This is a genomic window from Agrococcus sp. AC640b (genome assembly GCF_979255995.1).
Map to the genome: position 1 here is coordinate 202,524 of NZ_CEEDMM010000020.1, position 24,857 is coordinate 227,380.

Annotated in this window: 21 protein-coding genes; 8 read left to right on the forward strand and 13 right to left on the reverse strand. The window is 72.0% G+C overall.

Going from position 1 to position 24,857, the window contains the following annotated elements:
* Positions 1–85 precede the first annotated feature (85 nt).
* The 5 genes from ACZ6H8_RS09620 to ACZ6H8_RS09640 all read right to left on the reverse strand — a co-directional run bounded on the left by ACZ6H8_RS09620 (position 86) and on the right by ACZ6H8_RS09640 (position 6,470).
* Positions 86–1,285, reverse strand: coding sequence for an ABC transporter ATP-binding protein (locus tag ACZ6H8_RS09620; protein ID WP_464146560.1), 1,200 nt, complete (start codon positions 1,283–1,285; stop codon positions 86–88).
* A complete protein-coding gene (locus ACZ6H8_RS09625; RefSeq protein WP_464146561.1) occupies positions 1,285–2,139 on the reverse strand; it encodes an ABC transporter permease in 855 nt (284 codons plus the stop codon). The genes ACZ6H8_RS09620 and ACZ6H8_RS09625 overlap by 1 nt, the downstream gene beginning before the upstream one ends.
* A 76-nt stretch (positions 2,140–2,215) precedes the next feature.
* Positions 2,216–3,409 carry an alginate O-acetyltransferase AlgX-related protein gene (locus ACZ6H8_RS09630; protein ID WP_464146562.1) on the reverse strand — a complete coding sequence of 398 codons (1,194 nt, stop codon included), beginning with the start codon at positions 3,407–3,409 and terminating at the stop codon, positions 2,216–2,218.
* Positions 3,406–4,596 carry an acyltransferase family protein gene (locus ACZ6H8_RS09635; protein WP_464146563.1) on the reverse strand — a complete coding sequence of 397 codons (1,191 nt, stop codon included), beginning with the start codon at positions 4,594–4,596 and terminating at the stop codon, positions 3,406–3,408. The genes ACZ6H8_RS09630 and ACZ6H8_RS09635 overlap by 4 nt, the downstream gene beginning before the upstream one ends.
* Before the next feature lie 38 nt (positions 4,597–4,634).
* Positions 4,635–6,470 carry a rhamnan synthesis F family protein gene (locus ACZ6H8_RS09640; protein ID WP_464146564.1) on the reverse strand — a complete coding sequence of 612 codons (1,836 nt, stop codon included), beginning with the start codon at positions 6,468–6,470 and terminating at the stop codon, positions 4,635–4,637.
* Positions 6,471–6,601: 131 nt separating this feature from the next.
* Here ACZ6H8_RS09640 and ACZ6H8_RS09645 point away from each other — a divergent pair, with 131 nt between their 5' ends.
* A complete protein-coding gene (locus tag ACZ6H8_RS09645; protein ID WP_464146565.1) occupies positions 6,602–7,513 on the forward strand; it encodes a glycosyltransferase in 912 nt (303 codons plus the stop codon).
* Between the two features lie 42 nt (positions 7,514–7,555).
* Here ACZ6H8_RS09645 and rfbA read toward each other — a convergent pair whose 3' ends face one another.
* Both rfbA and ACZ6H8_RS09655 read right to left on the reverse strand, forming a co-directional pair.
* A complete protein-coding gene (gene rfbA, locus ACZ6H8_RS09650) occupies positions 7,556–8,419 on the reverse strand; it encodes a glucose-1-phosphate thymidylyltransferase RfbA (protein ID WP_464146567.1) in 864 nt (287 codons plus the stop codon).
* Positions 8,420–8,507: 88 nt separating this feature from the next.
* Positions 8,508–9,431, reverse strand: coding sequence for a hypothetical protein (locus ACZ6H8_RS09655; RefSeq protein WP_464146568.1), 924 nt, complete (start codon positions 9,429–9,431; stop codon positions 8,508–8,510).
* A gap of 107 nt (positions 9,432–9,538) precedes the next feature.
* Here ACZ6H8_RS09655 and ACZ6H8_RS09660 point away from each other — a divergent pair, with 107 nt between their 5' ends.
* The 7 genes from ACZ6H8_RS09660 to ACZ6H8_RS09690 all read left to right on the forward strand — a co-directional run bounded on the left by ACZ6H8_RS09660 (position 9,539) and on the right by ACZ6H8_RS09690 (position 19,014).
* Positions 9,539–10,921, forward strand: a complete 1,383-nt coding sequence (locus ACZ6H8_RS09660) for a cell wall-binding repeat-containing protein (protein ID WP_464146569.1) — start codon at positions 9,539–9,541, stop codon at positions 10,919–10,921.
* Positions 10,922–11,011: 90 nt separating this feature from the next.
* On the forward strand, positions 11,012–11,995 hold the full coding sequence (gene rfbB, locus ACZ6H8_RS09665; protein WP_464146655.1) for a dTDP-glucose 4,6-dehydratase: 984 nt from the start codon (positions 11,012–11,014) through the stop codon (positions 11,993–11,995).
* 2 nt (positions 11,996–11,997) lie between these two features.
* Positions 11,998–12,843, forward strand: a complete 846-nt coding sequence (rfbD, locus tag ACZ6H8_RS09670; protein WP_464146570.1) for a dTDP-4-dehydrorhamnose reductase — start codon at positions 11,998–12,000, stop codon at positions 12,841–12,843.
* Positions 12,840–13,958 carry a glycosyltransferase gene (locus tag ACZ6H8_RS09675; RefSeq protein WP_464146571.1) on the forward strand — a complete coding sequence of 373 codons (1,119 nt, stop codon included), beginning with the start codon at positions 12,840–12,842 and terminating at the stop codon, positions 13,956–13,958. The genes rfbD and ACZ6H8_RS09675 overlap by 4 nt, the downstream gene beginning before the upstream one ends.
* An 11-nt stretch (positions 13,959–13,969) precedes the next feature.
* Positions 13,970–14,932, forward strand: a complete 963-nt coding sequence (locus ACZ6H8_RS09680; protein ID WP_464146572.1) for a glycosyltransferase family 2 protein — start codon at positions 13,970–13,972, stop codon at positions 14,930–14,932.
* Positions 14,933–14,941: 9 nt separating this feature from the next.
* Positions 14,942–17,293, forward strand: a complete 2,352-nt coding sequence (locus ACZ6H8_RS09685) for a glycosyltransferase (RefSeq protein WP_464146573.1) — start codon at positions 14,942–14,944, stop codon at positions 17,291–17,293.
* Entirely contained in the window at positions 17,290–19,014 is a 1,725-nt protein-coding gene (locus tag ACZ6H8_RS09690) for a polysaccharide pyruvyl transferase family protein (protein ID WP_464146574.1), read from the forward strand. The genes ACZ6H8_RS09685 and ACZ6H8_RS09690 overlap by 4 nt, the downstream gene beginning before the upstream one ends.
* A 45-nt stretch (positions 19,015–19,059) precedes the next feature.
* Here ACZ6H8_RS09690 and ACZ6H8_RS09695 read toward each other — a convergent pair whose 3' ends face one another.
* Genes ACZ6H8_RS09695 through ACZ6H8_RS09720 form a run of 6 tightly spaced genes read right to left on the reverse strand, consistent with a single transcriptional unit; the run spans position 19,060 to position 24,753 of the window.
* Positions 19,060–20,424 carry an LCP family protein gene (locus tag ACZ6H8_RS09695; protein ID WP_464146575.1) on the reverse strand — a complete coding sequence of 455 codons (1,365 nt, stop codon included), beginning with the start codon at positions 20,422–20,424 and terminating at the stop codon, positions 19,060–19,062.
* Positions 20,421–20,960 (reverse strand): 5-(carboxyamino)imidazole ribonucleotide mutase, encoded by a 540-nt coding sequence (purE, locus tag ACZ6H8_RS09700; RefSeq protein WP_464146577.1) that lies wholly within the window; start codon positions 20,958–20,960, stop codon positions 20,421–20,423. The genes ACZ6H8_RS09695 and purE overlap by 4 nt, the downstream gene beginning before the upstream one ends.
* A gap of 32 nt (positions 20,961–20,992) precedes the next feature.
* On the reverse strand, positions 20,993–22,111 hold the full coding sequence (locus tag ACZ6H8_RS09705; RefSeq protein WP_464146578.1) for a 5-(carboxyamino)imidazole ribonucleotide synthase: 1,119 nt from the start codon (positions 22,109–22,111) through the stop codon (positions 20,993–20,995).
* Positions 22,108–23,472 (reverse strand): UDP-glucose dehydrogenase family protein, encoded by a 1,365-nt coding sequence (locus tag ACZ6H8_RS09710; RefSeq protein WP_464146579.1) that lies wholly within the window; start codon positions 23,470–23,472, stop codon positions 22,108–22,110. The genes ACZ6H8_RS09705 and ACZ6H8_RS09710 overlap by 4 nt, the downstream gene beginning before the upstream one ends.
* The gene (locus tag ACZ6H8_RS09715) at positions 23,469–24,008 is read right to left on the reverse strand and encodes a PH domain-containing protein (protein ID WP_464146580.1); all 540 of its coding nucleotides are present in this window, start codon (positions 24,006–24,008) and stop codon (positions 23,469–23,471) included. Before ACZ6H8_RS09715 ends, ACZ6H8_RS09710 begins: the two co-directional genes overlap by 4 nt.
* Positions 24,009–24,027: 19 nt before the next feature.
* Positions 24,028–24,753 carry a biotin--[acetyl-CoA-carboxylase] ligase gene (locus tag ACZ6H8_RS09720; protein ID WP_464146656.1) on the reverse strand — a complete coding sequence of 242 codons (726 nt, stop codon included), beginning with the start codon at positions 24,751–24,753 and terminating at the stop codon, positions 24,028–24,030.
* Positions 24,754–24,857: the final 104 nt, after the last annotated feature.

The window sequence follows — 24,857 nt, forward strand, 5'->3', positions numbered from 1 at the left end:
GATGCGGTCCTCCCCGTCACCCATTCAGGTCAGGTTCAGGGTACAGATGGCTGGCGCCGAGGCGCGAACGGCGCGCGGCGCGCGCTCAGTCGACGATCGGGGCGAGCATGCGCGCGTCGAGGACGATCGATCCGCCCGACGCCTTCTCGTGCCCGCTGAGCACCGCGAAGCGCAGGGCACGCTGGTGGTTGTCGATCACGCGCGTCTTGTGGAAGTCGGTGACGGACACCGACACGTCCCACAGGTCGGGCATGAGCATCAGGCGGTCGATGGCGACGTCGACGTGCCCCGAGCCGGCTGGCAGCCGCTCCGGCACCGTCTCGGACACGCGACTGTCCTGGCTCCACACGTGCTTGCCGCCCGCCGTGGCGACGCTGACGCCGAAGATCGGTCGCTCGACCGCCTCGGATGCCGCGTAGTGCAGCCGCAGGCGCACGGCCTCGCCCGTACGGGCCTCCTCGACGACCCTGCCGTCGTCGGCGACGAGCTCGACGTGGTCGATGCGCACCTCGCCGGAGCCGAAGCGCGTGCCGCCACCGTCGACCTGCTCGGCCTCATGGCTGACGTCGGTGTACTTCTCGACGACCTTCGTCGCGTCGCCCACCTCCTGCAGCGTGCCGTGGTCGAGCCACGCCACCTGGTCGCAGAACGTCTTCATCTGCTCGACGCCGTGGCTCACGACGACGACCGTGCGGCCCTCGTCGCGGAACTGCGCGAACTTGTCGAGGCACTTGTCCTGGAACTCCATGTCGCCGACGGCGAGCACCTCGTCGACGAGCAGCACGTCGGGCTCGACGTGGATCGACACCGCGAAGCCCAGGCGCACGTACATGCCGGACGAGTAGTTCTTCACCGGCTGGTCGATGAAGGCCTCGACACCCGAGAAGTCGACGATCTGGTCGAACTTGCGGTCGACCTCCTGCCGAGACATGCCGAGGATCGACGCGTTGAGGTACACGTTCTCCCGGCCGGACAGCTCGGGGTGGAATCCGGAGCCGACCTCGAGCATCGCCGCGACGCGGCCGCGCGTGGCGATGCTGCCGGAGGTGGGGCGCAGGATGCGGGCCATGACCTTCAGCAGCGTCGACTTGCCGGAGCCGTTGTGGCCCAGCAGCCCGAACGTCGTGCCCTCCGGCACCTCGAACGACACGCCCTTGAGCGCCTCGAACACCTCGAACTGCGCACGGCGGCGCTGCAGCACGGTGGCCTTCAGCGACTGGTTGCGGTCGCGGTAGATGCGGAAGGACTTCGAGACGTCGTCGACGCTCACGGCGGCGGTGGTCATCAGATCTCCTCGACGATGTCGCGGGCCAGCCGGCGGAACACGAGCATGCCGCCGGCGAGGGCGATCGCCGACCACAGGATGAGCGTGATCCACGTGTCAATCGGCGGCACCTGGAAGTCGTACAGCACGTTGCGGTAGGCCGAGAGGAACCGCTCGGCCGGGTTCGCCTCGAAGACGGCGACGAGCGGCAGCGAGATGCCCTGCTCCTCGGCGATGCGCTCCTGCGCGTTGCGCACGAGCGCGACGGGGAACATGACGCCCGAGCCGTACATCCACACCTGCGTGAAGATGCCCCACAGGTGCCGCAGGTCGCGGAAGTACACGCTCGCGACCGACAGCAGCAACGCGATGCCGAGCACGAAGCAGACGGTGAGGGCCAGCAGCGGCACGAGCAGCAGCACGTACAGCAGCACCTGCGGTCCGCCGATGACGACGACGACGGCGACGAGCACGAGCAGCTCGGTCGCGTACGTGAAGGCGCTCGAGAGGATGCTCGAGGTCACGAGCACGGATCGGGGGAAGTAGACCTTCGTCAGCAGACCCGCGTTGTCGACGAGGCTGCCCATGCCGGCCGAGATCGCACCCGAGATGAAGCCCCAGGTGATGACGCCGATGCCGATCCACACGGGGAAGACCTGCAGGCCGGAGTTCGTGCCGACGGGCGCCGTGATCTGGAACAGGAACCCGAAGACGAGCGAGAAGATCGCGATCTGCGCGAGCGGGTTGATCAGCGACCACACGCGACCGAGCGCCGTGCGCTTGTACTGCGAGCGGATCTCGCGCAGCGTGAGGTTCTTCAGCAGATTGAGCGTGACTGCGCGTTCGGCAGCCCGCTCCTGTCTCGTCGACGTCATGATCCCCCGTCTGCGTCGTGCGACGCCGATCAGCCAGCCTCCGACGGTACCACCGAGCCTCGGCCCGGTCGCACCGTCACGGCGCGGCGCCCACCCCTGGCACGATGTCGAGGTAGCGCTCGGTGAGCAGCAGGATCGCGACGTCGGCCTCCGAGTCGGTCGCCGCCTGCACGACGTCCGGCATGTTCGCCGGCTCGTCGAGGTAGTGCCGGATCTGCGTCGTCTCCGTGAACGCATCCTGCAGCAGCGGCCCCATGGCGTTGCCCGTCGAGTCGCGCACGACCAGTGCAGACAGGTCGGACTGCGCACCGGGGTTCTGCGTCGTCGCCGGCAGCTGCAGCATGTCGAGCGGCGACTCGACCGGCAGCTGCTGCACCGAGCCGTCGCCGAGCGTCGCGGTCATCTCGCCGCGCGGCTCCGAGTAGATCGGCGTCGTCCAGTCCTCGCCGGGCTGCACGGGCATGCCCAGCGGCCCGAACTCGTCGAAGTCGGTCGTGAACGTCACGCCGTCGATCGTCGGAGGCGCGAGCTGCGAGAGGCGATCGTCGGTCGCGCCGAGGCACTCGGCCACCGTGCGGAAGGCGGCGTAGGCCCCGAACGGCGTCCAGTGGCTGTTGAGCGGCGTGTAGGTGTCGGTCTCCTGCTGCGCCGACGCCATCGCGGCGCGCACGTCGACGAACGGCAGGTCGGGATGCGCGGCCATGAGCTGGTCGAAGCGCACCTCGTCGCGCAGCGGCTGCGCCCACTCCGGCAGCGCGCCCGGCAGGATCTCCCACTTCGCGGGTGCGACGACGACGTACAGCGGCACGTCGACGGCGGCGAGCTCGGCGCGCATGTTGTTGAGGTACGCGTACCAGGCATCGATGCGCTCGTCGGAGAGCGGCTCCCTGCCGATCGACTGCGAGAAGTCGTGCCAGTTCGCGTCGCCGAACAGCCACTGGCCGTCCTGCCCCTCGACCGCTGCACCCTCGACCTCTGCGGCGTGGCTCTGGAACACGGCCTCCGACGCATCCGCGTCCGCACCCCATGCGTCGCCGGAGAGACCGCGATCGAACGCGGGCGTGCACGCGTCCGGCAGCCCGACGCCCGGCTCGGCGGTCGACACGGGTGCGCCGCTGCCGAGCGGATGCTGCAGGTTCCAGACGCCGCCCGCCGTCGCGGCGGCGACCGAGAGCACCACGAGCGCGACGAGCGGCACGAGCCGCAGCCTGCGCCACCTGCTCGTGCGGATCTCCTGGTCGGGAGGCAGCTCCCGCAGGCCCTCGCTCATGCCGCCGTCTCCTTCCGCATCGCCGCGGCGCGACGCGTCGACGAGAAGCGCGGATCGATGACGCGATCGACGACGACGTCCCACGTCGGCAGCACCCCGCGGTCCCAGACGAACGCGAGCCACCTCGGCGTCCACCCCTTGAGGCTCATCGCGGGCTTCTCGATGCCGTGCCACGACAGGAACGCGAGCACGTGCACGGCGACGACGACGACGACGTGGTAGACGAGCCAGCCTGCGCCCTGCAGGCCGAAGTAGGCGGAGAACTGCATGATCGGCCAGGCGAAGATGTAGACGCCGTACGAGAAGTCGCCGTACCGCTCCCAGTGCTGCAGCCGCGTCATGCGGACCGCGAACCACATGAGCACGTAGCAGAAGGCGTAGACGCCCCAGACGTTCCAGCCGCCGAACGCGTACGTCGCGCCGGCGATGAGCACGCCCGCGATCGCGAGTCGATCGTCGATCGGGATCTTGTCCTGCCACACCGCGAAGAGCATGCCCAGCGCGAACGGCGACAGGAACATGAGCATGAACGGGTCCTCGAAGATCCGGAAGAAGCCCGAGACCTGGCCGGCGCCGAGCCACTGCATCGCGTTCAGGACGATGATGATGCCCGCGACGGCCGTCGTGAGCCAGCGGTAGGCGAGCACGCCGACGAGCCCGAGGATGCCGACGAGGATGTACGCGCGGAACTCGTACCGCAGCGTCCACGCCGAGCCGTTCCAGTCGAAGCCGCCGTGCGAGGCGAGCGGCAGCGACGAGCCCATCTCGGCGATGTTGCGCTGGCCGAGCTCGAGCCACATGTTGCTCGAGAAGTAGGTCCACGGCGAGTCGGTCGTCGCGCTCCAGAACCCCGTGAACGAGCCGGTCTCGCGCCACCAGGCGATGGGCGCGAGCACGAAGCCCGTGAGCAGCAGCGCCGCCCAGAACGCGGGGAAGATGCGCAGCACGCGACGCCAGAAGTACCGGAAGATCGACGAGCGGCCCATGCGCGACTGCGTGATGAGGAAGCCGGAGAAGAAGAAGAAGCCTGCGACGGCGACGCCGCCGATCGACTGCTCGCTCGAGATCTGCACGCCGAGGTCGGCGCCGCCGTAGAAGCCGGCGAGCGGGCCGGCGTGGCTGAAGATGACGAGGAACGCCATGAGCCAGCGCAGGAACCCGATGCTGTTCGCCCGCGGATCGAACACGTCGGCGAGCGTGCTCGCCGTCGGTGGCGCAGCAGCCCTCATCGGCCGCGTACCTTGCGCGCCACCGAGCGGGCGACGCCGTATGCGGGCTTGAGCAGACGCGCGGCGACGGGGCTGCGCTGCACGATCGCCGCCTTGACGGTCGCGACGCCGATGCGGCCGGCGACGCGATCCTGCACCCACGCGATCTGCTCGCGCTGCTCGCCGGGGACGCCCTCGTCCATCGCGTTGAGCTTGTACTCGAGCATCGTGTGCGAGATCGCGGCGTTGCGCGTCGTCATGACGGTCCGCACGTGATGCCCGGAGCCGATCGCCGAGTACGCGAACATCCGCTCGAGCACGTGGGCGAGGCCGCCGTCGCCGTAGCCGCCCTCGTCGGGGAACTCGTCCCACTGGAAGTCGGCGTCGAGCAGCGGACGCAGCGCCTCCGGGCGCGCGACGAGCATCGAGCCGAACGGCGCGAGCGGGCTCACCTCGTCGAGCGGCACCCGCAGGTCGAGGCGCTCGAGCATCGCCTTCGCGGGCTCGCGGTTCGCGAACCACGCGCGGCCCATCGTGGGCAGGCCGATGTGGATCATCGGCGGGAACACCATGCCGAGCGTCTCGTGCCGCACGAACAGACGCAGCAGGTTCTCTGCGTAGCCGGGCGAGCCGAGCAGGTTCTCGTACAGATGCCGCTTGAAGTGCTGGCCGACGCCGTGGCCGTTCTGCGGGCTGCGCTTGGAGTGCAGCTTGACGACGACGTCGAGCTCGCCGGAGAGCAGCACGTCGCGGCAGCCGATGAGGAAGGCCGAGATGTCGCGCCCGCGGTTCGAGGCGAGCACGCGCACGTCGGCCTCGCGACCGCGTGCGGCGAGGCGCTCCTCGATGCGCTCCTTGCGCCCCTCGTCTGCCGTCGTGATGACGAGGCGGGCCTGCGGCAGGGCGTCCGCGAGGTCGGCGATCTCGTCGATCATGTCGTCGTAGAAGACGTGCGCGAGGATGCCGACGCGCAGCTGCGAGACGTCCTCGTCGCCGACGGGCACGTCCGGCATGATCTCGAGCATCGACAGCACGGCGTTGAGGTCGCGCGGGCGTGCAGAGCGCGAGAGGTCGTCGTACAGCAGGTGCATGGGGTAGCCGGCTGCGCGCATGCGGTCCTCGACGTCGCGAGCGACGATCGCGTGGGCATCGTGGTACATCGGGTCGTGGAAGAAGAGCCGGCGCTTGATGATCGGCAGGCCGTCGTCGATGAGCCGGGACGGCAGGTCGAAGATCGGATGCACCGCCGGGTACTCGGCTGCGGGGAACGCCGTCGCCGACGAGAACCCCGCCTGCTCGAAGTGGTGCGTGAACCGCGACTCGTGCAGCTGGATCGAGTCGGCGTACGAGCGCACGGGCGGCATCTCGTCCCAGTAGGCGCGCCACGCCTCGCTGCGCACCATGCGCCTGCGCACGGCGATCCAGTGCGACTGGATGTGGCGGTGCATCACGCCCGTGAGCGTGTACGGGTTCGGTCGGATCTCGGCGTGGTCGGTGACGCCCCAGAAGTCGACCTGCGTCGCATCCATGCGGTCGAACAGCTCGTCGTACGAGCCGATCGGCCCGTAGAACGTGTAGTTCATGAGGATGATCTCGTCGAAGTCCTCGAGCCGCTGCTGCCCGAAGCGCTGCAGCGCGTCGCGGTAGGCGTACACGTCGAAGCCGACGTTCTCGCGCTCCCAGACCGTGTCGGCGACGCTCTCGAGCTCGACGCGGGAGTCCGGGGTCAGCGGCGAGTTCGAGACCACGAAGATGTGATCGGCGCGATCACGCAGCGCGCGCAGGTGGTGCAGCGCATAGCCGCCGACCTCGCCCGCCCCGTCGTAGACGAGATAGAAGACGGCTCGACGCATCCGTGCTGTCCCTTCGCTGCTCGACCACGTCCGCGATCGCGAGCGTGCCCGCGACCGCGCCCCACCCTACCCGCCTGCCGCGCGCCGCCCTCCGCCCGAGGTAGCCTGGACCGTCGTCGAGTGGAGGATGCGTGACCGATCGGCCCGTGGTCGCCGTGCTCATGGCGACCCGTGATGGCGCGCGATTCCTCGACGCCCAGGTCGACTCGATCCTCGACCAGACGGGCGTCGACGTGCGGCTGATCGTCTCCGACGACGGGTCGACCGACGACACGCTCGCGATGCTGCAGCAGCGCGCTGCCGTCGACGAGCGCGTCGTGATCCTGCCGCCGCAGCGCTCCGGCAGCGCACAGGCCAACTTCCTGCGCCTCGTGCGCGATGCGCCGGTCGGGGGCGCGGACGCAGTCGGCTTCTCGGACCAGGACGACGTGTGGATGCCGGGCAGGCTCGCGCGGCAGCTCGAGCAGCTGCAGCGGTTCGACGCGGTCTCCGGCAACGTGACGGCCGTGTTCGAGTCGCGACGCGTGCGCATTCACAAGGCGCAGCCGCAGCGCGCATACGACTTCGTCTTCGAGTCGGCGGGACCGGGATCGACGTTCGTGCTGTCCGCTGCCACGTTCGCCTTCGTGCGCGACGTGGTGGAGCGCGAGCCTGCGGTGCACGAGGCAGCGATGCACGACTGGCTCATCTACGCGATCGTGCGCGCCAGCGGCCGCTCGTGGCACATCGACGCGACCTCGCTCGTCGACTACCGCCAGCACGGCGGCAACGTGCGCGGTGCGAACGTCGGCATGCGCGAGGCGTCGACGAGGCTCGGCGAGCTGCGCAGCGGCGAGTTCCGCAGGCACTGCGCGCGGATGGCCGACATCGCTGCGCTCGTCGCCGACGACGGGATGCGCGACGACCTCGTCGAGCTCTCGCGGCTGCTGCACGACCCGTCGGGGCCGTCGCGTCGCGCGCTCGCCGCACGCTTGCCGCAGCTGCGGCGCAGCGCGCGCGATCGGCTCGCGCTGGGCGCGCTGCTGCTCACCGGCGGCTGGTAGCCGTCCGCCGCAGGCGATCGGCGGGCGCCGCAGCCTCGCCGGTCAGCTCGCGAGCAGCCCCTGCAGGTACGCGCCGTAGCCGCTCTTCACGAGCGGTGCGGCGAGCGCCGCGAGCTGGGCGTCGTCGATCCAGCCTGCACGCCAGGCGATCTCCTCGATGCAGCCGATCTTGAAGCCCTGGCGATCCTCGATGACGCGCACGTACTCGCTCGCCTGCATCATCGACTCGAAGGTGCCGGTGTCGAGCCAGGCGACGCCGCGGTCGAGCACCTGCACCTGCAGGCGGCCTGCGGCGAGGTAGCGCTCGTTGACCGTGGAGATCTCGAGCTCGCCGCGTGCGCTGGGCGTGATGGTCTTCGCGATCTCGATGACGTCGTTGTCGTAGAAGTAGAGCCCTGGCACCGCGTAGTTGCTCTTCGGCTGCTGCGGCTTCTCCTCGATCGACACCGCGCGCATCTCGGCGTCGAACTCGACGACGCCGTAGGACCTCGGGTTCGCGACGTGGTAGGCGAACACGAGCCCGCCATCGATCTCCTCGTGCGCCCGCAGGCTGGAGCCGAGGCCCACGCCGTGGAAGATGTTGTCGCCGAGGACGAGGGCGACCGACTCGTCGCCGATGAACTCCTCGCCGATGATGAAGGCCTGCGCGAGGCCGTCCGGGCTGGGCTGCACGGCGTACTGGATGTCCATGCCGAGCTCGCTGCCGTCGCCGAGCAGCGCACGGAACTGCTCGTTGTACTCGGGCGTCGTGATGACGAGGACCTCGCGGATGCCCGCCATCATGAGCGTCGACAGCGGGTAGTAGACCATCGGCTTGTCGTAGATGGGCATGAGCTGCTTCGAGATGCCCTTGGTGATCGGCCACAGCCGCGTGCCCGATCCACCGGCCAGGATGATGCCGCGCATGGTCCCTCGCATTCCTCGTCGCTTGCGGACGCCTCGTCGACGTTCCGCGCCGACCGCACAGTCTAGGCGAGCCTCGCCGCGCTGCGGCTCAGGCGCCTGCGTGCAGTCGCTCGAGGGCGAGGCCGTCGTACGTGGCCGCGATCTGCACGTCGTTGCGACCGCCCATGACGTTGACCTGGTAGAGCCCGCGATCCTGGGTGCCCGGCACGAACGGGTAGTTCGCGGGCGCCGTCGTCACCTGCCGCACCTGCGCGCCCGCCTCGAGGGCCGACCGGTGCAGCCAGACGTCGTCTGCGGTGGGAGCGACCTCGAGGAAGCGCGTGCCGGATGCGAGGGCCGTGCGCACGACCTCGATGGGCAGCAGCTGACCGGAGACCGAGGTGCCGAAGTGCCGCGTGCTGGGCTCCGTCGTGGTGCACGGCATCCAGTGGGTGTACGCCACGAGCGAGCCGTCGTCGATCCCGACGCGGTGCGCGCGGTGGGCGACGACGTCGTCGGGGTGGGCGCGATGCACGCGCACGAGCTCCGCGAGCCATTCGCGCGGGTAGACCTGGTCGTCGTCGCTCGTCACGAGCGGACCGTCGAGCCCGTGCGCGACGGGATACCACTTGGTGTGGACGCCGAGCTCGGCGTCGACGGGAAGGATCTCGAGGCCGCGGCGCTGCAGCCTGCGGATGCGGCGCGGCAGCCGCGCGGCGTCGGCGCGGGAGAGCGCGAGCACGAGCCTGCCTGGCAGCACGTCGCCGTCGGCGATCGACTCGAGCGCGGTCCACGTCCTCCGCAGACGACGACCGTAGGTCGTCATGGTCACGGTGACGTCGGACGCGGGGTCGACGACGGAGTCGCCGGAGGAGCGGTTGCGACCCTCCAGCCATCGGATGCGTGCGACGACGGCGTCGCTCGGTGCGTCGTCGTACACGACGCCGCCTCGTCTGCCCAGGGCGCGGAGGCGGGCTCGAAGAGGACGCGCGACGCGCGACGCGACGCGGACGACGCGGTCGATCGGCTGCACGGCGCCAGCCTACCCAGGGCTTGACCTGTACCCCGACCGTCCGGATGATGGGGGACAGAAGCTCCGCTCGATCCCCCGGCCGGATGCTGACGGCCTGGGAGGACGCAGTGCACCAGCGCACGCACTACCGCCCCCGACGACTCGCCGCCATCGTCGTCGGCATCGCGAGCCTCGCCACCGCGCTCGTCGCGGTGACGCCGCCCACGACCGCCGATGCGGCGCTCGACCGCCTCGCTGGAGACGACCGCTTCGCGACGTCCGTGCAGGTCTCGCGCGCGCTCCCGTCGAGCACCGGCGGCGTCGTCTTCCTCGCGAGCGGCCTGTCGTTCCCCGACGCGCTCGCCGCCGCTCCCGTCGCCACCGCCGAGCAGGGCAGGCTCCTGCTGACGCGGCAGGACGACATCCCCGACTCGATCGTGTCCGAGATCCGCCGCCTCGCCCCGCGCGAGATCGTGCTCGTCGGCGGCGACCCGACCCTCGCGGCAGCCGTCTGGTACGAGGCAGCCGGACTCGCACCCGTCGTCACGAGGATCGCGGGGGCGAACCGCATCGAGACGTCGATGCTGCTGCTCGATCGCATGCGCCTCACGACGCAACCCACGCACGTGTGGATCGTCAGCGCCTCCTCCTACCCCGACGCGCTCTCTGCAGGTGCCGTCGCGGCGCGACTGCGGCACGGCATCGTGCTCACGAACGGCGCGACGCCCGAGTTCGCGCAGATGCTCTCCGCACGCCTCGGCGGCGTGAACCGCATCGACATCGCAGGGGGCACGGGCTCGGTCGGCGCCGACGTCGAGCAGCTCGCCAGGAGCCTCGTCTCCACGCAGCGCTACGCGGGCGCCGACCGCTTCGCGACCTCCGTCGTCATCAACAGCGCCTTCACCGCATGGGCGACCGACGGTCGCATGCTGCTCGCCAGCGGCGAGTCGTTCCCGGACGGCCTCGTCGCGAGCGTGCTCGCCGGCACGCGCGGCTACCCCCTCTACCTCGTGCCCCGCGCGTGCCAGCGCGACGGCGGCGTCGCGTCCGAGGCGTCGAGGCTCGGCATCCGAGACACGACGGTCGTCGGTGGCGTCCCCTCCGTCACGAACGTGTCGGCACGGCTCGAGCGCTGTCCCGACGTGGGGGCCATCCAATGGGAGCTCATCTCCCTCGTGAACCAGCAGCGTGCGAACGCGGGCGTCGGCCCGCTCACCGCGCACGGCGGACTCATGACCATGGCGCAGTCGTGGAGCCAGAGCATGGCCTCACGACAGCAGATGGTGCATTCCACGACGTTCTGCGACCAGACGTTCCAGATGGGCTTCCGCCGCTGCGCCGAGAACATCGCGCGCACGGGATCCACGAGCGCGAGCAGCGTCATGACGACGTGGATGAACTCCGAGGGCCACCGCAACAACATCCTCAGTCCGAACGTGACGTACATCGGCGTCGGGCTCGCGCAGGGCGGCGACGGCCGGTGGTACTGGACCCAGAACTTCGGAGGCTGACCGTCTCGCCAGGCACGAGTCGCGCAGATCGGTAGACTCGCCTGGCGCGCCGATACCGCGCGATTCGTGGAACGAAAGAGACCAGCAGCAGTGAAGATCCTCGTGACCGGCGGCGCCGGGTTCATCGGCTCGAACTTCGTCCGTCGCACGCTCCAGGACGCGTACGAGGGCCTCGAGGGCGCCGAGGTCGTCGTCCTCGACGCCCTGACGTACTCCGGCAACCCCGCGAACCTCGCACCCGTCGCCGACAGCCCGCGCTACGAGTTCGTGCACGGCGACATCCGCGACAACGCACTCCTCGACCGCCTCATCCCGACGGTCGACGCCGTCGTGCACTTCGCGGCCGAGAGCCACGTCGACCGCTCCGTGCGCGACGCCTCGGTGTTCGTCGAGACGAACGTCGTGGGCACGCAGCGACTGCTCGACGCAGCGCTGCGGCACGACCTGCAGCGCTTCGTGCACGTCTCGACCGACGAGGTCTACGGCTCGATCGCCGAGGGCTCGTGGGACGAGGAGCGCCCGCTCGAGCCCAACAGCCCCTACTCGGCGTCGAAGGCGGGCTCCGACCTGCTCGCACGCTCGTACCACCGCACGCACGGCCTGAACGTGTCGATCACGCGCTGCAGCAACAACTACGGGCCCTACCACTTCCCCGAGAAGGTCATCCCGCTGTTCGTCACGAACCTCATCGACGACGTGCACGTGCCGCTCTACGGCGAGGGCAACAACATCCGCGACTGGCTGCACGTCGACGACCACTGCCGCGGCATCGCGATGGTGCTCACGCGCGGCCGCGCAGGCGAGATCTACAACATCGGCGGCGGCACCGAGCTGACGAACAAGGAGCTCACCGAGCTGCTGCTCGAGAAGACCGGCAAGGACTGGTCGTACGTCGACCGCGTCGCCGACCGCCTCGGCCACGACCTGCGGTACTCGGTCGACATCTCGAAGATCCAGGCCGAGCTCGGCTATGAGCCGCAGGTGCCGTTCGAGCAAGGCCTCGCCGACGTCGTGCAGTGGTACCGCGACAACCGCGCATGGTGGGAGCCGCTCAAGGAGCGGGCGGCTCTGTAGCCATGCGGATCCTGCTCGTCGGCGCGAGCGGCATGCTCGGCCATGACCTCGTGGATGCGCTCGCGCACCACGAGGTGACCGGCGTGCGCAGCCGCGAGCTCGACGTGCGCGACGCGGACGCGTGCATCGCCGCGGCCCGCGGCTACGACGTCATCGTGAACGCGAGCGCCGAGAACGGCGTCGACGCCGCCGAGGCCGACGATGCGCTCGCGCGTGCCGTGAACGGCGACGGCCCCGAGCACCTGGCGCTCGCGGCGAAGGCGGCTGGCGCGCGGCTCGTGCACGTCTCGACCGACTACGTCTTCGACGGGCGTGCGACGACGCCGTACGCCGAGGACGCGCCGCGCACCCCGCTGTCGGCATACGGCCGCTCGAAGGCCGACGGCGAGGAGCGCGCGCTCGCCGCCCACGACGCCACGGTCGTCGTGCGCACCGCGTGGCTGTACGGCAGCAACGGCTCGAGCTTCGCCAGCACGATGGTGCGACTCGCGGGCGAGCGGGAGACGGTGCAGGTCGTCGACGACCAGCGCGGCCAGCCCACGTACACCCGCGACCTCGCGACGCAGATCGCCCTCGTCGTCGACGCGGGCATCGAGCGTGCGATCCTGCACGGCACGTCGTCGGGCGAGACGACGTGGTTCGGGTTCGCCCGCGCCATCTTCGCCGAGCTCGGGCTCGACCCCGAGCGCGTGCAGCCGACCGACTCGGCCGCGTTCCAGCGTCCCGCCCCGCGTCCCGCGTACTCGGTCCTCGGACACGACGCGTGGGCTGCGAACGGCCTCGCCCCCATCCGCGACTGGCGTGCGGCGCTCGCCGACGCCGTCGCACGCGGGGACCTGCACGCGTGACGACGCTGCGGGTCATCCTCGACGGCGTCGGCGAGCAGTCCACGAACGTCGGTCGGTACGGCCTCGAGCTCGCACGCGCCCTGCACGCGTCGGCTCCCGCAGGGATCGACGTCACCGCCTTCGCAGCGGGTGCGGACGCGGCTGCACGCGCGAGCGTCGAGGCCAGCCTCGGTGCGCTCGACGGCGTCGAGTTCGCGCGCATGCCGCGGCGCGAGCTGCGCGAGGCATGGCTGCACTCGTTCACGACGACGACGTTCGAGGGCCTGCTGCACGGCTCGAGCCTCCTCGCGCCCATGCGCTCCGACGACGAGGACGCCGGCAGGCAGGTGGTCGTGACGGTGCACGGGCTCGAGGCGCTCGAGCGCGACTCCCGCACCGCACGCTGGTTCCGCCGCGCCCTGCGGCGCGCATGGCGTCACGCCGACGCGGTCGTCGTGCCGACGCACGCGACGGCCGCACGCCTGCAGGAGCTGCACGACTTCGGCGACCGCGTGCGCGTCGTGGGAGCCGGCATCGACCCCGCGTCGAGCGTTCCCGCCGACGCCGACGCCCGAGCGCGGCGCCTCGGCCTCCCGCAGCGGTACGTGCTCGCCACGACCGACCGCGGACGACGCGCCCGCGCCGACCGGCTCGTCGCGACCGTCGCGAGCGGCGCGATGCCCGACATGCCGGTCGTCGTCGCCGGTCCCGTGTCGTGGGGAGACGTCACGCTCGCACAGCTCGCCGTCGAGGCCGGGCTGCCTCCGTCGCGCATCGTGCCGGTTGGCGAGCTCGACGCCGCCGACCGCGCCGTGGTCGTCTCGCGCGCCGATGCGCTCGTGCTGATGGCCGACGAGCTCGGCTTCGCCCTGCCGATGCTCGAGGCGTTCGCGCACGGCACCGCCGTCGTGCACCCCTCCTCCCCCTCCTCCGACGAGATCGCCGCCGAGGCGGGGCTCGCCGTGGCGCTCGCGGGCGACGCCTCCGACGCCGACCGTCTCGCCCACGCGATCTCGCAGGCCGTCACGCACGACGCCATGCGCGAGCGGCTCGCCCTGCTGGGCCAGGACCGCGCCCGCGCGTTCGACTGGTCGACGACGGCCGCGCAGCTCTGGCGCCTGCACGCAGACCTGTGATCCGCGTCAGCGTGGCCCTGTGCACCCACAGGGGCGAGCGGTACCTCGAGGAGCAGCTGCGCAGCATCCTCGCGCAGTCGAGGCCCGTCGACGAGATCGTCGTCGGCGACGATGCCTCCGACGACGCGACGCTCGCGATCGTCGCACGCGTCGCAGCCGGCACCGACGTGCCCTTCGTCGTCGCGGCGCACGACCCGGCGCTGGGCTTCGTCGCCAACTTCTCGGACGCGATCGCGAGGACGAGCGGCGACGTCGTCGCGCTCTGCGACCAGGACGACGTGTGGCAGCCGGATCGGATCGCCCGCATGCTGGACGCGCTCGACGGCGTCGACCTCGTGCACTCCGACGCGCGCCTCATCGACGCGGACGGCGCCGATCTCGGTGCGACGCTGCTGGACTCGCTCGACGCCTCGCCCTGGGAGCGCGAGCGCATGCGCGACGGCCGAGCGCTGGAGGCGCTGCTGCGTCGCAACCTCGTCACGGGTGCGACGGTGCTCGTGCGTCGCGACGCCGCCGTCGCAGCGCTCCCGGTGCCCCAGGGCTGGATCCACGACGAGTGGATCGCGATGACGTGCGCGCTCGGCGGCGGCGTGCGACTCGTCGAGGAGCCGACAATCGGGTACCGGCAGCACGGCGGCAACCAGATCGGCGTTCGCAGGCTCACGCTGCGCGAGCGTCTCGGCAGGCTCGTGGAGGACGACGCCGGCGCGCACGCGCGCAAGGCGACCAGGGCCGCCTCGCTCGCCCGCGAGGCGCACGCGCGCGGCCTCGGCACGGCCGCGCAGCGACGCGTGCTCGACGCGAAGGCCGCGCACGAGCGCGCGCGCGAAGCCCTGCCCGTCGCTCGGCCGCTGCGCGTGCCCGCCGTGCTCGCCGGCATCGCGCGGGGACGCTACGGACGCTTCTCACGAGGCTCGCTCGACGTCGGCCGCGACCTGCTGGAACGCAGACGCCGTCCAGACGCCGCTGGGTAGGGTACCGGGATGGCCACCTTGCCCGCGCGTCGCTGCGCGGCGACGATCGTCGCCCGCAACTACCTCGGACAGGCGAGAGTCCTCGCGCGCTCCTTCCAGGAGCACCATCCGGACATCGCGTTCTCGACGCTCGTCATCGACGGCGACGAGTCCGATCGCGTGCTCGAGGGCGTCGGCGGCGTGCTGCTGCCCAGCGACCTCGGCCTCGACGCGCACGAGCTCGAGCTCATGCAGACGATCTACGACGTCATGGAGCTCGCGACGGCACTCAAGCCCTCGATGCTGCGCATGCTGCTGCGCCGCGGCGCCCGCTCCGCCGCCTACATCGACCCCGACATCCGCTTCTACGCGCCGATCCACGACGTGTTCGACGCCGCCGAGCGCGACGGCGTCGCGCTCACGCCGCACACGCTCGACCCGATGCCGCGCGACGGCAGGCGGCTCGACGAGCGCGACATCATGGTGTCCGGCATCTACAACCTCGGCTTCGCGTGCATCGGCGCCCGCGCCATCGCCGCGACGACGTGGTGGCACGAGCGCCTGCGCACCGACGCCGTCGTCGACCTCGCGAACGCGCTCTTCACCGACCAGCGCTGGATGGACTGGGCGCCGTCGCTCTTCCCGCACGTCATCCTCAAGGATCGTGGGCTCAACGCCGCCTACTGGAACGTGCACGAGCGCCCCATCCACCGCGTCGACGGCGTCTGGCACGCAGGGCCGGATCCACTGCGCTTCTACCACTTCAGCGGCTACGACCCCACGAAGCCGTGGATGCTCTCGAAGCACATGGGCGACAGGCCGCGGACGCTGCTGAGCGAGCATCCCGAGCTGCACGAGCTGTGCGCGAGCTACGGCGACGAGCTGCGCGAGCTCGGCCACCTCGAGACGCGAAGGTCGCCGTACGGCCTCGACGCGACCCCGGACGGGCTGCAGCTCGACGTCAGCGTGCGTCGTCTCGTGCGCGATGCGTGGATCGACGCGATCGCACGCGACGATCCCTACGACGTGCCGAAGCCCTTCAGCGACCCCGTCGGCTTCCGCGCGTGGCTCGTGGAGCCCGAGCTGGGCGACGGCGCCGCTCGGCTCTCGCGCATCGCGTACGCCGTGTGGCGGTCGCGCATCGACCTGCGACAGGCGTTCCCCGACGTGCTCGGCGAGCACCTCGAGGCGTTCGCGAGCTGGTGCAGGCACGACCCGACGACCGCGAGTCGTCTCGCCGACCTCGCCCCGGGCGGCGTGCCCGTGGTCGAGCGCGCCGCGCCGCGCCGCTTCGGCTGGAGCGTCGTCGCCTACGCGGCATCCGAGCTCGGCGTCGGCGAGGCCGGACGTCGCATGTACGCGACGGTCCGCGCCACCGGCCTGCCGACGGAGCTCATCTCGACGTCGATCGGCAGCATGTCGCGGCAGCAGCACGTCCCGCGCGCCACCGTCCGCCGCGACCGCCGCTTCGAGCACGTCATCTCCTGCGTCAACGCCGACCAGGTGCCCTCGCTCACGAGCCGGCTGCAGCTCGACCGCATCGAGGGCAAGCACATCGGCTACTGGTTCTGGGAGCTCTCGGAGTTCCCCGCCGACGCTCCCGGCCTGCGCACGGTCGACGAGATCTGGACCGCGACGACGTTCACGCGCGACGCGATCGCCGCCGTCGCCGACGTGCCCGTGCGCGTGGCACCGCTCGCCATCCCCATCCCCGACGAGCCCACGTCGTTCACCAGACGCGTGCTCGGCATGCCGGACGACCGCTTCGTGATGCTCGCGAGCTTCGACTACCTCTCGGTGCCGGAGCGCAAGAACCCCACCGCGGTCATCGACGCGTACGTCGATGCGTTCGGCCCCGACGACGGCGCCGCCCTCATCGTGAAGTCGATCAACGGCGCCCTCCGCCCGGAGGCCGCCGAGCGCATCCGTGCGCACGCACGCGGACGCGAGGACGTGCTCTTCGTCGACGGCTACGTGTCGTCGGCGCAGATGCTCGGCATGCTCGAGCTCGCGGACGCGTACGTCTCGCTGCACCGAGCGGAGGGGTACGGGCTCAACCTCGCCGACGCCATGTCGCGCGGCACGCCCGTGATCTCGACGGCCTACTCGGGCAACCTCGACTTCCAGACGCCGGAGACCGCGATGCTCATCCCGTACGAGCTGTGCGAGGTCGGGCCCGACGCGCGCCCGTACGCGCCGACGTCCGTGTGGGCCGACCCCGACAGGCACGCGGCGTCGACCGCGATGCGTCGACTGTTCGACGACCAGGAGCTGCCTGCACGGATCGCCGGTCGCGCCCTCGCCGACCTGCGGGCGAACCACGGACTCGAGCGCAGCGCCGCGGTGGTCGCGGACCTGCTGCTCGGGGAGGAGACGACATGAGGGTTCTGATCATCGGCGACGTGGGCGTGCAGGATGGCGCGCTGCACGCGGGCGACGAGGCGATGCTCGGCGAGGCGGTGCGGCAGCTGCGCGCTCGCGGCGCGACCGAGATCGTCGCGGTGTCGTCGACGCCGGCCGAGACCGCTGCCCGCTATGGCGTCGAGGCGATCGAGCGTCTCGGGTTCCCGCTGGCGCGACGGGCAGACGAGGCCGAGCTCGAGGCGCGGCTCGATGCCATCACGCGTGCCGCCGCGGGCGAGCCCGGCGCGCTCGCGCGCGACGATCGCGCCCACGCCGTCGTCGATGCCGTGGCCGCCGCCGACCTCGTCGTGATCGCCGGTGCAGGCAACCTGTCGTCGCTGTGGCCGCACCACGTCTACGAGCGTGCGGCGATCGTGCGGCTCGCGTCGGCCCTGTCGCGACCGGTCGTCGTCTCGGGCCAGACCGTCGGCCCCACGCTCTCCGCCCGCCACGGCGCCCTCGTCCGCGAGATGCTCGCCGCCGCAGCGCTCGTGGGCGTGCGGGAGGCGGCATCTGCCGACCTCGTCGCGCGACTCGGCTCGGAGATCCGTGCCGTGCGCACGTACGACGACGCCGTCGCGCTCACCGGCGACCCCGTGCCCGGGCTGCCGCAGCGCTACTGCGCCGCGACCGTGCCGCCGAGCACGGGCCTGTGGCCGACGGACCGCGTCGTCGAGGGCATGGCGTCGCTCCTCGACCACGTCGCCGAGCAGCACGACCTCGACATCGTGCTCGTGCCGCACGTCGCTCCGCTCGACGGCTCCAGCGACGCCGACGTCGCGATGCACGCCGCCGTCCACGCCGCGATGACCCACGCCGACCGCGTCACGACCCTCGGCGCCGTCGAGCCTGCGCAGACCGCCTCGGTCGTCGCGACCTCGTCGCTCGTCGTGTCGTCGCGCTACCACCCCGTCGTGTTCGCGCTGGCCGCCGGCGTGCCTGCCGTCGGCGTCTCGGTCGACGAGTACACGGAGACGAAGATCGCAGGAGCGCTCGAGGCGCACGGCCTGCGGGCGCTCGCCGTGCCGGTCGTGGCGACCGCGACGGGCGATGCGGCCGCGATCGTCGACGCCGCGATGGCGATCGACCGCTCCATGCTCGACGAGGTGGGCGCGCGTGCGCGCGACGAGATGGAGCGCTGGTGGGATGCCGTCGTCGCCGTCGCGGACGGCAGCGACGACGATGCGCTCCCCTCGCTCGCGTTCGGCACCGAGCGCGAGGTCGTCGACGCGTCGCTGCGCGCCCGCGTCGAGCGGCTCTCCGGCTGGCAGCGCGAGCAGTCGCGCTCGCTCGTCGGATCGATCATCATCGCCGACGACGTCGAACGGCTCGCGGCCTCCCACGCCGATCGCGTGCGCGAGCTCGAGCATGCGCTCGGCGAGGCGCAGGCGGCACGTGCCGAGGCGGTGCTGCGCGCCAGCGAGCACGAGCAGGCGCTCGAGGCCGCGCACGCGCGCATCGGCGAGCTCGCCGAGCCCGTCATCGAGCGCATGTGGCGCGAGACGCGGTCGCGCAGGCACCTGCCTGGCGACGAGCTGCTGTATGCGCAGGCGCAGCGCGACGAGGCGCTCGCGCAGCGCGAGGCGGCCCTGCTGCAGCGCGAGGTCATGGAGGCGGAGCTCGCGGGACTGCTGCAGACGCGCCTCATGCGGTGGACTCGCCCGCTGCGCTCCGGCTACCGCGACCTGCGCCACCGCTGACACGCGTCCGCGTCGGCACCGACGCGGACGCGGCGCCGGCCGCGTCTAGGGCGACGGCGCCGGGTCGTCGACGGTGTCGGCGGTCGCGATCGCCTCGGCGACCAGCGCATGCACCTGCTCGAAGTCGGGCGCGGCCGTGTTCACGACCGGTGGCACGAGCTCGAGGTTCGTGATCGGCAGGTCGCGCGTGCGCTCGGCGAGGTCGGCGAGCGACCCGATCATCGACTGCGGGATGTCGGTCTGCACGAGATCCTGCCCCGCCGACGACAGCGACGCGTACTGCGTGAGCAGCACCTGCGGCGTGAACTGCGCGATCACGGCCTCCTGCACGACCCGCTGCCGCTCCATGCGCTCGTAGTCGTTCGACCCCGCGCGGCTGCGGGCGTACCAGAGCGCCTCGTAGCCCATGAGCGTCACGTCGTCGCCCGCCCGGATCCACGACTCCACCGGGCCGCCCTCGATCGCGATCGGCACGTCGGCGGGGATGTCGATCGTGATGCCGCCGAGCGCGTCGATGAGGTCGTCGAAGCCCTGCATGTCGATGATGACGAAGAACTGGATGGGGATGCCCGTGGCGCCCTCGACCGCGTCGCGCGTCGCCTCGATGCCCGGGCTCGATCCCGCAGCCTCGGCATCCGGGTAGAGGTCCGGGTTGTTGTCGCCGTACGTGTAGGCCGCGTTGATGAGGCAGTCGGCCGTGCCGCAGTCGAACCCGTCGGGCCACTCGGCCGCCATGGGCGAGTCGGCGGGGAACGGCACGTTCGCGAGGTTGCGCGGCACGCCGATCATCGTCGCCGCGCCGGTGTCGGCGTTCACGGACACCACGGTGATGGAGTCGGGGCGCAGGCCCACGCGGTCGGCTCCCGCGTCGCCGCCGAGCAGCATGAACGTGTACTGGCCGTCGATCGCGTCGACGGGCGGCCCTGCGAAGTCGAACACGTTCGACACGAGCCCGCGGCCCGCGTCGATGAGCGTGGCCGAGTAGCCGGCGGCGACCGCGGGCGCGACGGTGGCGAGCACCGCGACCGCGGCGACGACGGCACGGGCGCGCGGCGCGGCCTTCGCGACGCGCGTCAGGCGCAGGGTGTCGAACCCGAGCACGAGCCACAGCACGCCGTACGCGACGGCGAGCACCTCGAGCACGAGCAGGCCGATCGCATTGCCGACGACCGTGAGCAGCACCGAGCGCGCCGTGAGCCACAGGATGCCTGCGACCACGAGCAGCACGACCAGCACGAGCGTCGCGACGATCCCGACCCGGCCGAGGCGTCTGCTGCCGGCGAGCACCTGCGCGCTGCCCGGCAGCACGAATCCGGCCGCGACGAGCCACCACGCGCGCCGCGTCATGACGCGCTCGGAGCCCACGTCGGGGCTCCGCAGCGACATGCGGGGCGCGAGCAGCACCGTCATGCGCGCTCCTCGCCGGAGGCGACGCGCGCCTGCAGCGCCTGCGCCTTGCGCTCGACCGTCTCCTCGAGCGCAGCCGCGAACGCGTCGAGGCGCGCTGCGAGCTCGGGGTCGGTCGTGCCGAGGATGCGGGCGGCGAGCAGGCCCGCGTTGCGGGCTCCACCGATCGACACGGTCGCGACGGGGATGCCTGCAGGCATCTGCACGATCGACAGCAGCGAGTCGAGGCCCTCGAGGCGCTCGAGCGGCACGGGCACGCCGACGACGGGCAGCCGCGTCATGGATGCGACCATGCCGGGCAGGTGGGCCGCGCCGCCCGCGCCCGCGATGATCACGCGCACGCCGCGCTCGGCGGCGCCGCGCGCGAACGCCGCCATCTTGTCGGGCGTCCGATGCGCGGACACGACGTCGACCTCGTAGGCGATGCCGAGCTCGTCGAGCGCGGTCGCCGCATCCTGCATCACTCGCCAGTCCGAGTCGGACCCCATGATGACGCTCACCTGCACTGCCACGGGGTCCAGGGTAGGCGTGCCAGCCATGGACGGCGTGTGCGCGCGCGGCGCGCCGCCGGTCAGTCGAACGCCGCCGCCGCGGCCCTCGCCTCGTATGCGACCTCGTCGAGCTCGTCGCCCACGACCGTCACGTGGCCGACCTTGCGCCCCGGCCTCGCCGTCTTGCCGTACGAGTGGATCTTCGCGCTGCGCTGCGCACCCAGCGCCGCCTCGTAGCGCGCCTCCATGCGGCCCTCCGCGGGTCCGCCGATGACGTTGACCATCACGGCAGCGGGTGCGAGCATCGCGCTCGAGCCGAGCGGAAGGTCGAGCACGGCCCGCAGATGCTGCTCGAACTGGCTCGTGATGGAGCCGTCGATCGACCAGTGGCCCGAGTTGTGCGGCCGCATCGCGAGCTCGTTGACGAGCAGGCGACCGTCGTCGGTCTCGAACAGCTCGACCGCGAGGGCGCCCGTCACGCCCAGGCCCTCGGCGATGCGCACCGCCATCTCCTCCGCCACCGCGCCGATCCGCCCGGCGTGCGGCGCGGGCACGACGACCTCGGCGCAGATGCCGTCGCGCTGCACCGTCTGCGCCAGCGGCCACGCGACGACCTGGCCGGACGGGCGGCGCGCGACCTGCTGCGCGAGCTCGCGTCGGAACGGCACGAGCTCCTCGGCGAGCAGCTGCGGCCCGCCGTCGGCTGCGCCCGCGATCCAGTCGGCCACGTCGTCGACGGCGCGCACGACGCGCACGCCCTTGCCGTCGTAGCCACCCGTCGCGGTCTTCACGATCGCGACGCCGCCGTGGTCGTCGAGGAACGTCCGCAGCGCCTCGGCGTCGTCGATGGGTGCCCAGTCGGGCTGCGCGACGCCGAGCTCGGCCATGCGCTGGCGCATCTGCCGCTTGTCCTGCGCGAACCGCAGCGCGTGCGGGCCGGGATGCACGGCGACGCCGGCGTCCACGAGCCGCTGCAGCACCTCCTGCGGCACGTGCTCGTGGTCGAAGGTGACGACGTCGACGCCCCGCGCGAACGCGAGCACCGTCTCGGCGTCGCGGTAGTCGCCGACGGCCGTCGCCGCGAGCGCCGCCGACATGCCCTCGGACTCCGCGAGCACGCGCAGCTCGATGCCGAGCGCGATGGCAGGGGGGATCATCATGCGGGCGAGCTGCCCGCCTCCGACGACGCCGACGATCATGCGCGGGTCTCCTCTTCGATCGATGCCGACTGCGGTGCGACGGCTGCCACGGGATCGCGGTCGGGCCTGCCGATCGCGACGACGCGGAAGCCGGCTGCGCTCCACGCCTCACGGTCGAGCGCGTTGCGACCGTCGACGACGACGCGCGCGCTCGTGCGACGTGCGACGTCCACGGGGTCGAGCTGGCGGAACTCGGCCCACTCGGTGCCGAGCGCGAGCACGGCGGCGCCCGCGATGGCGGCGTCGAGCGAGTCGGCCACGCGCAGCTCGGGCACGCGCCGCATCGCCGGCGCCGCAGCCTGCGGGTCGTACGCGACGAGGTCGTGCGTGCTCGCGAGCCGCGTCGCGACCTCGAGCGCAGGCGAGTCGCGCACGTCGTCGCTGTCGGGCTTGAACGCGAGCCCCAGCATCGCGATCGCTCCCCCGCCCGCCGCGGCGAGCTCGCGCTCCACGAGCGCGACCATCCGGTCGCGGCGGCGCTGGTTCACGCGATCCACCTCGTCGAGGAACCCGAGCGCGTCGCCCGCGCCGATCTCGATCGACCGCGCGCGGAAGGCGCGGATGTCCTTCGGCAGGCAACCGCCGCCGAAGCCGATGCCCGAGTTCAGGAAGCGGCGACCGATGCGCGCGTCGATGCCGATGGCGTCGGCGAGCTGCACGACGTCGGCACCGGCCTGCTCTGCGACCTCCGCCATGGCGTTCACGAACGAGATCTTCGTCGCGAGGAACGCGTTCGCGCTCGTCTTCACGAGCTCCGACGTCGCGAAGTCGGTGACGATGCGCGGCGTCTCGCGGGCGATGATCGACGCGTACACGGCGTCGAGCGCCGCGACCGAGGCGTCGTCGCCGTCGCGCACGCCGTAGACGAGCCGATCGGGTGCGAGCGTGTCGGTGACGGCGAGGCCCTCGCGCAGGAACTCGGGATTCCACGCGAGCCGCGCGCCCGTGGGCTCGACGAGGCCCGCGAGCCGCTCCGCGGTGCCGACGGGCACCGTCGACTTGCCGACGACGAGCATCCCCTCGCGCAGCCGCGGCACGAGCGCCTCGATCGCCGCGTCGACGAACGTGAGGTCGGCGGCGCCGGAGCCCGCGCGCGACGGCGTGCCCACGCACAGGAACCAGACGTCGGCGTCGACGCCAGACGCGTCGGTCGTGAAGCGCAGCGTGCCCGCGTCGATCGCCGAGCCCAGCATCGCGTCGAGACCGGGCTCGAAGAACGGCGCCGACCCGGCCTGCAGCGCCTCGACGCGCGCGGCGTCCACGTCGATGCCGATCGTCTCGAAGCCGAGCGAGGCCATGCCTGCTGCATGCACGGCGCCGAGGTAGCCGCAGCCGACGACGGCGATGCGGGGTGCGGTCATGCGAGGTCCTCCCGTCGGGGCGCGTCGTCGACGCGCAGGGCGTTCGGGTGCTGCAGCGGCGACTCGGGGTGCTGCTGCGCCTGCATCGCGGGGGTCTGCGCCACGAGGTCGGTGAGGGTGCGCTGCACGAGCGACGCGCTCGGCACGTCCGCGAGGGTCACCGGCTGCTCGCCGCCCGTCGACAGCAGCACGTCGCCGGAGCCCAGCAGCGCCTGGATGCCGTGCCTGCGCAGCGTGACGTCGTGGATGCGCGCGAGCGGCACGTCGCGCTTCTGGCCGCCGAACGCGCTGCGCACGATGACCCGGCGCGACGTCACGACGACGCGCCGCGACAGCCACGCGAGCGTCGGCACGACGCACAGGGCGACGGTCAGCACGATCGCGACCGTGACGACGACGACGTCCCACAGCTCCCACGCGACGCGGTCGAGCGCGAACGTCGTGCCGAACGCGATGGCGCACAGCAGCACGGCGGGCAGCAGGAGCGCACGCCCATGGGATCGCAGGCGCACGACGATGCGCTCCGGATCGCTCATGGCCCCATCCTCCCAGCAGTCATCGCACGTGCGTGACGTCGCCGGCCGACACCCGCTCGCGTGCCCCGTCGACGTCCACGTCGAGCTCGCCGGCGGGCCCGAGGCCCGTCGCGGTGCCCACGAGCGTGCGATCGCCGGGCAGCAGCACCCGCACGTGCTCGCCGATCGTCGAGCAGCGGCGAGCGATGCGCGCGTGCAGCGCCGCATCGGCGAGGTCGGCGTGCGCGGCGAGGCCACGCAGCACGCCTGCCAGCACGGCGTCGGCGAGCGCGTCGGCGTCGCCGGTCGCGCCAGCGATGCGCAGCGACGTCGCACGATCCGTCGGCAGCTCATGGGGCTCGAGCACGAGGTTGACGCCCACGCCCACCACGACGGCGTCGCCGCGACGCTCGCAGAGGATGCCCGCGACCTTCTGGCCGTCGACGAGCACGTCGTTCGGCCACTTCACGCCGACGCGAGCGCCGGGGACGAGCGGGTCGATCGTCTCGGCGAGCGCGAGGCCCACCGCCAGCGGCAGCCACCCCCACGACGCCTCGGCCGTCGTCGGCCGAACCAGGATGCTCGCCGCGAGGCACCTGCCCGCCGGCGCGACCCACTGCCTGCCGAGTCTCCCCCGGCCGGCGCGCTGGTCGAGCGTCGCCCACGCGCTGAGCGTCGGCGCAGACGAGTCGACGACGTCGAAGGTGCTGCCGACCGAGGGCAGCGCCGTGACCGTCGCGACCCGGCGCGCGGACTCGAAGGGCATGGGCACGCGCCCACGCTACCCGCGCGACGCGCACGCGCGAGGCGTTGGAGGATTCCACGACGGATCGGCCGAGGACGTCGTGGGATGCCGCCAGGCCGAGGCAT